General features: G+C 70.4%; 9 protein-coding genes and 1 pseudogene. 7 read left to right on the top strand and 3 right to left on the bottom strand.

Features of this window, described 5'->3' with window-relative positions; translation table 11 throughout:
* The 3 genes from OUA97_RS22595 to OUA97_RS22585 form a co-directional block, all read left to right on the top strand.
* Positions 1-420 (top strand): DUF2336 domain-containing protein (locus OUA97_RS22595; RefSeq protein ID WP_267234341.1); only part of this gene is annotated, 420 nt, incomplete at its 5' end.
* A gap of 33 nt (positions 421-453) precedes the next feature.
* Entirely contained in the window at positions 454-1,236 is a 783-nt protein-coding gene (locus tag OUA97_RS22590) for an NAD kinase (protein WP_267234340.1), read from the top strand.
* A gap of 76 nt (positions 1,237-1,312) precedes the next feature.
* Positions 1,313-1,783: an Hpt domain-containing protein gene (locus tag OUA97_RS22585; RefSeq protein ID WP_267234339.1), complete on the top strand. Its 471-nt coding sequence runs from the start codon at positions 1,313-1,315 to the stop codon at positions 1,781-1,783.
* Positions 1,784-1,801: 18 nt separating this feature from the next.
* Here OUA97_RS22585 and OUA97_RS22580 read toward each other — a convergent pair whose 3' ends face one another.
* Both OUA97_RS22580 and OUA97_RS22575 read right to left on the bottom strand, forming a co-directional pair.
* A complete protein-coding gene (locus OUA97_RS22580) occupies positions 1,802-2,575 on the bottom strand; it encodes an NUDIX hydrolase (RefSeq protein WP_267234338.1) in 774 nt (257 codons plus the stop codon).
* 48 nt (positions 2,576-2,623) lie between these two features.
* Positions 2,624-3,787 carry a DUF2336 domain-containing protein gene (locus tag OUA97_RS22575; protein ID WP_267234337.1) on the bottom strand — a complete coding sequence of 388 codons (1,164 nt, stop codon included), beginning with the start codon at positions 3,785-3,787 and terminating at the stop codon, positions 2,624-2,626.
* A gap of 162 nt (positions 3,788-3,949) precedes the next feature.
* Between OUA97_RS22575 and OUA97_RS22570 the strand changes: the two genes are divergently transcribed.
* Both OUA97_RS22570 and OUA97_RS22565 read left to right on the top strand, forming a co-directional pair.
* Positions 3,950-5,755, top strand: a complete 1,806-nt coding sequence (locus OUA97_RS22570) for an ATP-binding protein (RefSeq protein ID WP_267234336.1) — start codon at positions 3,950-3,952, stop codon at positions 5,753-5,755.
* 72 nt (positions 5,756-5,827) lie between these two features.
* A complete protein-coding gene (locus OUA97_RS22565) occupies positions 5,828-7,024 on the top strand; it encodes a CaiB/BaiF CoA transferase family protein (RefSeq protein WP_267234335.1) in 1,197 nt (398 codons plus the stop codon).
* Positions 7,025-7,032: 8 nt separating this feature from the next.
* On the opposite strand, the gene OUA97_RS22560 is transcribed toward OUA97_RS22565, so the two are convergent.
* Entirely contained in the window at positions 7,033-7,857 is an 825-nt protein-coding gene (locus OUA97_RS22560; protein WP_267234334.1) for a transglycosylase SLT domain-containing protein, read from the bottom strand.
* Positions 7,858-7,976: 119 nt separating this feature from the next.
* Between OUA97_RS22560 and OUA97_RS22555 the strand changes: the two genes are divergently transcribed.
* Both OUA97_RS22555 and OUA97_RS22550 read left to right on the top strand, forming a co-directional pair.
* Positions 7,977-8,798, top strand: coding sequence for an aldo/keto reductase (locus OUA97_RS22555; RefSeq protein ID WP_267234333.1), 822 nt, complete (start codon positions 7,977-7,979; stop codon positions 8,796-8,798).
* A gap of 131 nt (positions 8,799-8,929) precedes the next feature.
* A pseudogene (locus tag OUA97_RS22550) lies at positions 8,930-9,241 on the top strand (hypothetical protein); the annotation flags it as partial.

Here is a 9,241-nt window from a genome sequence, read left to right as displayed (position 1 = left end):
GGGGCCGCCCCGGCCGACGCCGCGCCGGCGCCGCGCGACGGAGAGCGCGAGGAGATGGAGCGGCGGCTGGTCGCCAAGCTCGAGGCCGCCGGCCAGCTGCGGCCCGGCTACCTGCTGCGCGCGCTCAAGGAGGGCCGGCTAACCCTGTTCCTCACCGCCCTGGCGACGCTCGGCCGCTTCGACCGCAACCATGTCCTGCGGGCGGTGAACTCCGACCGCCCCGAACTGCTCGCCCTGGCGTGCGCGGCCGTCGGCATCGACCGCAGCGTCTTTCCGACCATCCTGGAAATGGTCCGCGACCTCAACGGCGGCCAACCCGGCGGCGGCCAGGAAGGCGCCCGCCGGGCTGGCGGCGCCTTCGGTCCATTCGAGGCCCACATCGCCGGCGCCGCCTTCCGCCGCGCAGTGAACCCCGGTTGACGGATCGCTCGTTTCACGGACTTTTGCCGGGCCATGTTCAAGCCTGAGCCATTCGTGACCCGTCTCGCCTTCGCGGCCAGCGACCGCCCCGAGGCCCAGGAGGCCCGAGAGGCGCTCATCGCACGCTACGGCCAGGCCTCGGAGGACGAGGCCCAGGTCATCGTCGCGCTCGGCGGAGACGGCTTCATGCTGGAAACCCTGCACGAGAACCTCAAGAGCGGCCGGCCGATCTACGGCATGAACCGCGGCTCCGTCGGCTTCCTGATGAACGAGTACAGCGAGGACGCCTTGCTGGAACGGATCAACGCCGCCGAGCGCGCGGTCATCCACCCGCTGTCGATGGCGGCGATCGACGCCGCCGGCCGCCGGCTGGAGGCCCTGGCCATCAACGAGGTCTCGCTCCTGCGCCAGACGCGCCAGACCGCCAAGCTGCGCATCTCCATCGACGGCAAGGTGCGGCTGGGCGAGCTGTCCTGCGACGGCGCGCTGGTGGCCACCCCCGCCGGGTCCACCGCCTACAACCTGTCGGCCCACGGCCCGATCATTCCCCTCGACGCCAAGGTCCTGGCCCTGACCCCGATCAGCGCCTTCCGCCCGCGGCGCTGGCGCGGCGCCCTGCTGCCCCACACCGCCAAGGTCACCTTCGAGATCCTCGAGGCCGACAAGCGCCCGGTCAGCGCCGTGGCCGACAACTTCGAAGTCCGCGACGTGGTCGAGGTGCAGATCGCCGAAAACCGCGAAGTGGCCCTGCACATGCTGTTCGACGCCGGCCGCAGCCTCGAGGAACGCGTGCTGGCCGAGCAGTTTTCCGTATGATTACCGTGAGTTCCAGGCTCATCCGTTGTTAACGCCTGTCTTCTAGGGTGCCCCACGTTGTCCTAGGAGGCGCGTAGTGAGCCAGCAGAATCCGGTCATCCAGCCCCCCAGCCTTCGCCTGAAGGTCGGCGGTCGGTTCGGCGCGATCGATCCGAGCGCCATCGCCAAGGCCGAAGCGGCCCTGAAGAGCCTGTCCGGCAACTTCGCCCAGTGGCTCTCCGAAGAGGTCATCAAGCTCGACGCGGCCCGCCAGCTCGTCCGCGACGACGGCGTCACCGCCGAGACCATGGAGACCCTCTACCTGCGCGCCCACGACCTGAAGGGCCTGGGCACGACCTACGAATTTCCGCTGATCACCCGCATAGGCGCCTCGCTCTGCCGGTTGATCGACGACAAGGACAAGCGCCTGACCGTGTCGCTACCGCTCGTCGACGCGCACATCGACGCCATCAAGGCGGCCGTCCGCGACAGCATCAAGACCGACGATCATCCGGTCGGCCGCATCCTGATCGAAGAGCTGGAACGCAAGGTCGCCGCGGCGGCCTGATCACCGAGGCGCAATCGCCTACATCACGTTCGCCAGCGGCTCCTCGACCACGCCGTAGCCGGCGTCCGGCGGCAGCACCAGCACCTTGCCGCCCGCGCGATCCTGGATCTGCGGCTCGACCGTCACCAGGGTCCGCGCCTTGGCCCGGACCACGCAATCGTCGGCGCTGACCGCCTCGGCCAGCAACTGCACGTTCATGCGCGTGGGAAAGATCACCTTGCGCTCGCCGGCCTGCGCCAGCCGCAGCACCTCGCTCGGGGCGATCCACTCCGCATCGACGGTCTCGCGCCCGTCGCAGGCCGCCACCTGATCGTCCGGCGCGTCCACCACATAGAACCAGGTGTCGAACCGCTTGGGGGTCAGCGGCGGCGTGATCCATCTTGCAAAAATCGTCAATGCATTCAAATCGATGACGACGTTCAGCTCACGCGCGACGTCAAGAAAAGCCAGCTCGCCGCGATCGACCTTCAGACGCACATCCAGCGAGGCGGCCTCTCCGCCGATCGCCGCGCCGTCGGCCCGCCGGCCCAACAGAATGCCGGCTTCCTCGAACACCTCGCGGATCGCCGCGATCCGCAAGCCCCGCTGCTCGGCGTCGAAGTCAGACCAGCCCAGCGCCCGCTCGGCCCAGGCCGGGTCATGGTCGCCGGCGTGGCTCTTGCCGCCTGGAAACACCAGCGCCCCGGACGCGAAGTCGATCTGGTGATGGCGCTTGACCATCAGCACTTCGAAGTCCGGCGCGTCGCGCAGCAGCAGAATCGTCGCGGCCGGCTTGATGTCTTGGCTCGTCATGCCGCCAGCTTGGGAGCCTCTCCCCCGCCGCGCAAGTGTGACCCTGGGTCAGGCGCTGGCCTGTCGCGACTGCGCCTCGGCGTGATAGGCCGCCCGTGCGTCGGCCGACAGCCGGTCCATCTTGTCGAGCAGGTAGTCGCAGTCCTCGCGGTTGGCGACATCGACCTGGGTCAGGAACCGCTGCAGCATCCGCTCCTGAAAGCGTTCGCGGTCGCGCGCGCCGCCGTCGAACTCCATCGAGTGGTAGGTATCCACCCCAGCCCGGAACGCCCCGTACAGGCGCGCCGGCATCCCCGCGCGGTCGTAGATCGCCTTCAGTCCGAGCGGGCCGGCGTCATGGATCATCAACCAGGTCCGGTGATGCGGCACGCTGGCCAGCTCGGCCAGCCCCCACTCCAGGAAGGTCATGTGCCCCTGCGCGAGCGCCCGCAGCAGCAGCGAGGCGGTCAGCCGCTCGTTCTCGCGCAGGTGGCTGACGAAGGCCTTCACGTCGCTGGTGCGTCCGGCCTGGTCGACCAGGTCGACGGTCGCGCGCTCCTGCGCGCCCAGCGCGATCTCCAAGGCCAGCTCCGCCGAAATCTCATGACGGTTCAGCAGGTGATCGCGCACCTGGTCGCCGACCAGGGCGACCAGTTTCTCGGTGACCGCCAGCGGCAGGGCGTCGCGGTAGGCCACCGCCGCCAGCACGCGTTCTGAACGCTCGAAGCGCGCCACCGCGGCGTCCAGGGTCTCCTCGGCGAAATCGGCGTTGTCGTTGGCGCAGGCGGCTTCGACCGCCCCCTCCTCGCCAAGCTCGACGATGGCGCGCGTCACCGTCTTCGACACCTGCGGCCGCCGGGCCACCGCCACCTGGCGCAGCGGCCCGCCGACCCGCACGATCTCGACCAGGTCGGCGTCGGTGAACGCCGGCGAAGCGCCGAGGATCGGCATGCAGATCCGCTCGACGTCCTGCGCCAGTTGGACCGCGACATCCCGCGGCACCAATGGCGAGCTCTTCAATGTGACCGACAGCGCCTCACGCACCATTTCGGCGGCGTCATGGGCCATCACGCGCAGGATCTCCTGGGCGTGCGCGCGATCCGCCTCGCTGAGCACGGCGGCATCCAGCCGGCGGCAGATCTTGCGGGCCGCAAAGGCGCGCTCGTCCGGCGTCGCGCCCTTGACCAACGTGCGGATATCTTCGTCCGTCAGCGCCGCCCGCGTCGTCGCCATAGCCCTTGCCCCAGAAGAGGGCTGAGGCCCCCGCCAAAAGGATAATCTAAGGTTAAGCTTAACGAACGGTTGCCCCTCAATCTGTGGATTTACGATGTCGCGTAACTGATCGCGAACCCTGCCGCCGTATGGTTTCCACCAGCCGCCGAGGGAACCCGATTCATGCTGGTCGAGACCGAGAATGCCAAGGCCCGAGGCGGGTCGTCGGTCACCCAGCAGGCCCTCGAAACTCAGACGTCGCTGCTGCCCTACGCTCTGACCGTGTTCGCGATCAGCCTGCCCATGCTGGTCTGGGCCGGCGCCTACGCTAGCAACGCCGTCTGGATGACCGGCACCTTCGCGATCTTCGCGATCGCCTGGGGCGTATTCTACGCCGCCGTGAACTGGCTGAAGAAGCCGGAGGCGCTCGCCGACCTACGAAAGCGCGGCCAGATTCACATTCTCTGCGGCCTGATCTGGGCCGTCGCGGTGGCCCAGATGGCCGCCTTCGGGGACGGTGCGGGCCCGGCCCGCAGCGAGTTGATGCTGATCTCCGTGGCAGCCGCCGCCATCGTCATCTTCTTCACGGCCCCCTGGTTGCCCAGTCTGCTGATCGTCGGCATGGCCACCGCCGCCGGGCCGCTCTACTTCCTGATGCGCCATCCGGACGATCAGGCCCTGGCCAAGCTCGCCATGGGCGCCATCGCCCTGGCCCTCGCCCTCGCGATGATCCTCAACCGCATCCTGCGCCGCCAGTTCGCGCTCGCCGCCGAGCGCGAGGTGCTGATCGCCGACCGTGACCTGCGCATGGACGAGGCGCGGCGGCTCGCCCGATCGAAGTCCGACCTCGTCGCCACCCTCAGCCACGAGATCCGCAACGGCCTGACCGGCGTCGCCCACGTGCTCGCCTCGGCGGTCGGCCATAACGGTCGCGGCGCGCCCTCGCGCGAACAGCTCTCTGCGGCCCTCGACGCCGCCAACGACCTCATCGCGGTGCTCAACACGACGCTCGACTCCGAGACCGCCGAGGCTGGCCGCCTGGCGGTCGACACCCACGCCTTCGACGCCGTGGCGCTGGTCCGCGACCTGGTGATCCTCAACCGCCCGAACGCCGCCGCCCGCGGGCTCGAGCTGTCGCTCCACGTCGCCTCCGATCTGGCGGCGATGGAGACCGGCGCGACCATGGCCGACGCGCACCGCGCCCGCCAGATTCTCGCCAACCTGCTCGGCAACGCGCTGAAGTTCACCATCCGCGGCCGGGTCGAGGCCCGCGTCGAGCTGGCCTCTCCGGGGCGTCTGTCGATCGAAATCGCCGACACCGGGCCGGGCCTCGCCAAGGAAGAGCTCGAGCAGGCCTTCGAGCCCTTCAACCGCATCGCCCGCACCAGCGCCGGCACCTCGGGCGCGGGCCTTGGCCTGTCGCTCTCACGCCAGCTGGCCCGCCTGATGGGTGGCGAGCTGTCCGCCCACAGCGCCGTCGGGGTCGGCTCCTGCTTCCGCCTGGAACTGCCCTTCAACGCCGACGCGCTGCCCGAGCGCGAGCTGGAGGCCCCGATCGAGCTGGCCTCGGCGCTGCCCGAAGCGCGCCAGCGCATGCGCGTGCTGATCGCCGAGGACGACGCCCTCAACGCGGCCATGCTGCGCGCCGTCATCGAACAGCTCGGCCACCAGGTCGTCCACGCCGTCGACGGCCAGCGCGCCCTGGACCTGGCCCGCGTCTGCGAGTTCGACCTGTTGATGATCGACGGGCGAATGCCCAACCTCGACGGCCCGGCCGCCATCGCCGCCATCCGAGAGCTCAACGGCGACAACGCCCAGACGCCGATCGTCGCGGTGATCGGCGGCGACGCCGACGAGGCCGAGGAATGCTCCCAGGCCGGCGCCGACGTCGTGCTGCGCAAGCCGGTCAGCGTCGCCGCCGTCGCCCGCGCGGTCGCCGACGCCGTGGCGGTCGAACGCGACGCCCCGCCGGCGCGGGCCTTCGCCTAGGCTGACGTCCGTACAGTCTTGAGGCTGCGCCGCCGCGCCGCCAAGATGCCTCCAACAACAAGGGAGGCGCGCGTGCTGCTGCAGGGTCTGAAGGTCGTCGAGTTCGCCTCCTACATCGCCGCGCCAGGCGCCGGCGGCGTCCTGGCCGATTGGGGCGCCGACGTCATCAAGGTCGAGCGGCCCGAGGGCGACCCGATGCGCCACGTCTTCGGCGACGCCAAGAGCGAGCTGACCGGCAACCCGACCTTCGGCCTCGACAACCGCGGCAAGCGCGCCATGGTGCTGGACATCGGCAAACCGGAGGGCCGCGACGCCCTCGCCCGCCTGGCGGCCCAGGCCGACATCTTCCTGACCAATGTCCGCCCCGCCGCGCTCAAGCGCGCCGGCCTCGACGAGGCGACCCTGCGGGCGGCCAATCCGCGGCTGATCTACGCCATGGTCACCGGCTACGGGCTTGAGGGGCCGGACGCCGCCAAACCCGGCTTCGACGTCACCGCCTTCTGGTCGCGGGCTGGCGTGGCCCACATGCACGCGCCGAAGGGATCGGACCCGTTCATCCTGCGCACCGGCGTCGGCGACCACATGACCTCGCTGGCCACCGTCTCGGCGATCCTGGCGGCGGTCTACGAGCGCGAGCGCACCGGCGTCGGGCGCGTGGTCCAGACCTCGCTGCTGGCGACCGGCGTCTACGCCGTCGGCTCCGACCTCGCCGTCCAGCTGGCCTTCGGCAAGCTCGCCTCCAACCGCCCGCGCAGCGCCCCGTTCGACCCGCTGGCCAACTTCTACCGCAGCCGCGACGGCCATTGGTTCGTGCTCAATCCGCGCGGCGCCAGCAACGACTGGCAGGTGCTCTGCCAGACCTTCGAGCGTCCCGACCTGCCGCTCGACGCCCGCTTCGCCACCGGTAAGGTCCGCCGGCAGAACAGCGCCGCCCTGGTCGAACAGCTGGACGCGACCTTCGGCGGCCTCGACTACGCCGAGATCACCCGGCGTCTCGACGCGGCCGACCAGGTTTGGGCGCCGGTCCAGACCCCCGCGCAGGTCGCCGCCGACCCGCAGGCCGCCGCCGCCGGCGCCTTTGTCGAGATCGAGGACGGCCAGGGCGGCGCCTACCGCTCCCCCGCCGCGCCGGCCCGCTTCCCCGGGGCCGACGCCGACCGCCGCCCCCCGGCGCCGGGCCTGGGCGAACACACCCGTGAAGTGCTTTCCGAGATCGGCTATTCGTCCGCCGAGATCGACGCCATGCTCAGCGCCGGGGCCGCAGCCTAGCTGGCCCCTCAGCTGGCCTTGTCGCGCGCCTCGGACAACACCCGCAGCATCTCGCTGGTGAACAGCGACCCGGTCATGCGCTGACCAGCGCTGGCGTCGTCGTCGGACTTGGTCCCGCGCAGGATCAGGTCGACCATCGCGTCCTGGCTGGTCTGCAGGGCCTGCTGCCGGGCCGAGGCGTACTGTACGAACTTTGTGTCGGTCGGGGCCTGGCGCTGGCCGGTGGCGGCGGGGCCGTGCGCGCCCTTGGTCAGGTTCGCATAGACCTCCGACACCGTCGCCGCACGGCCGTCGCGATAAAAGATCGAACGGTTGGCGCTGGCCGCGTCCGGGAACATCGCCGCGGCGCTCGCGCCCGGCTGGCTGCGCACGGCCTCGATCAGCCGCGCCGAGCCCTGCGGTCCCAGGAAGTGGGCGGCGTAGAGCTCGCCGGCCGTCGGCGCGCGGCCTACCCTGCCCTTCAGGTACGAGGCGTGGTCGGAGGTCAGCTCCCCGGCCATCAGCGAGGCGGCGTGCGGATCCATCCGCAGGTCCATCACCGCCTTGCGCGCCTCGGCCCCCGCGACCCGATAGCGGCCGTCCGTCCCCTTGGTGATCAGTTCCGAATAGCGCGCGTAGCCGTACTTGGCCCCGTGCTGCTTGAGGGTCGCCAGCCAGGTCTGCTCGACGAACTGGAAAAGGCCCGCCGCCGACGAGGTCGGAGCCTTGGCGCGCGGATTGTAGCCGCTCTCGCGCGCGGCGGTCTTCATGAGGAAGGTGAAGTCGACGCCAGTGGCGTTCGAGGCCCGCTGGATCGCGGCCTCCACAACTCCCCTGATTCCCTCGATCGCCATGGGCCAGATGTGCCCCGACATGGTTAACGTGTTGCTAACCATGTTCTTTGCAGACGGCGACTTGCGCCCCGCTCGGCGGCTCCCGATCTTGCGCTTCCCATCTTCCGCGAGGACCGCCGATGACCCAGCCGCTGATCACCTTCAACGACGGGGCGGCGCTGCCCCAGTTCGGCCTCGGCGTCTGGCAGGTCCCCGACGACGAAGCCGCTGTGATCGTTCAGACCGCGATCGACGCCGGCTATCGCCATGTCGACACCGCCGCCATCTACCAGAACGAGAAGGGCGTCGGCGAGGGCTTGAAGCGGGCCGCGGCCGGCGGCGAGGTGGCGGTGACCACCAAGCTCTGGAACGAGAGCCAGGGCTACGACCGCGCCCTCAAGGCCTTCGACAAGTCGCTCCAGCGGCTCGGCCGCGACAGCGTCGACCTCTACCTGATCCACTGGCCCTGCCCGACCCAGGACCTCTATGTCGAAAGCTGGAAGGCGCTGGTCCGGCTCAAGGAGGAAGGCCGCGCCAAGTCGATCGGCGTCTCCAACTTCACTGCCGACAATCTGCGCCGCATCGTCGGCGAGACCGGCGTCGCCCCGGCCGTCAACCAGGTCGAACTGCACCCCCGCTTCCAGCAGACCGCCCTGCGCGCCGCGCACCAGGAGCTGGGCGTCGTCACCGAATGCTGGAGCCCGCTGGGCCAGGGCAAGGTCCTGCAGGACCCGGTGATCGGCAGGATCGCCGCCAAGCACGGCAAGACGCCGGCCCAGGCGATCATCCGCTGGCACCTCGACAGCGGCTTCCTGGTGATCCCCAAGTCGGCGAACCCGGACCGCCTGCGCCAGAACTTCGATGTCTTCGACTTCGCCCTCGACGCCGAGGACATGGCCGCCTTCGCTGCGCTCGACACCGCCGACGGCCGCATCGGCCCGGACCCGCTGACCTTCGGCTAGGGTCCGCTCGCGGGGCGGCGGCGCCACTTGGTCACCGCCCCGCCACCGTTGCGCTTCCCAACGGCCAAGCTTCGGACACGATCCCGGCGCGACCCTTTGTTTCAGCGACGAAAAACAAAGGGAGGTCGCCAATGGTCATCCGTCAGTTCATGCCGGTCGCGCTCGGCCCGTCGAAGCCTCGTTCCGGCCGATCTCCGGCCGTTACCGCGGCCATCGCCCTGTCCGTGATCGTCCACGGCGGCCTGGCCGCCTACCTCGCCGTCAAGACCTGGACGCCGCCCGAGCCCGAGGCCCTGCCCGAGGGCCCGATCATCACGGTCGAGACCTGGGCGCCCCCGCCCCCGCCGCCGAAGCCGGAGGCCCAGCCGCAGGACCGCCCGGCCTCGCCCCGGCCGCCGGCTGCCCTCGACCTGCCGTTCACGCCCCCGGCGCCGATCCCCATG

Source organism: Phenylobacterium sp. 58.2.17 (genome assembly GCF_026411515.1).
In the GTDB taxonomy this organism is placed as follows: domain Bacteria; phylum Pseudomonadota; class Alphaproteobacteria; order Caulobacterales; family Caulobacteraceae; genus Phenylobacterium.
Note: the sequence above shows the minus strand (reverse complement) of the source record. Positions and strands in the feature narration are given on the sequence as shown.

Excerpts from the sequence above, each read along its gene's own strand:
- OUA97_RS22580 (WP_267234338.1), bottom strand. The coding sequence starts at position 2,575 with ATGACGAGCCAAGACATCAAGCCGGCCGCGACGATTCTGCTGCTGCGC.
- OUA97_RS22575 (WP_267234337.1), bottom strand. The coding sequence starts at position 3,787 with ATGGCGACGACGCGGGCGGCGCTGACGGACGAAGATATCCGCACGTTG.
- OUA97_RS22570 (WP_267234336.1), top strand. The coding sequence starts at position 3,950 with ATGCTGGTCGAGACCGAGAATGCCAAGGCCCGAGGCGGGTCGTCGGTC.
- OUA97_RS22590 (WP_267234340.1), top strand. The coding sequence starts at position 454 with ATGTTCAAGCCTGAGCCATTCGTGACCCGTCTCGCCTTCGCGGCCAGC.
- OUA97_RS22560 (WP_267234334.1), bottom strand. The coding sequence starts at position 7,857 with ATGGCGATCGAGGGAATCAGGGGAGTTGTGGAGGCCGCGATCCAGCGG.
- OUA97_RS22555 (WP_267234333.1), top strand. The coding sequence starts at position 7,977 with ATGACCCAGCCGCTGATCACCTTCAACGACGGGGCGGCGCTGCCCCAG.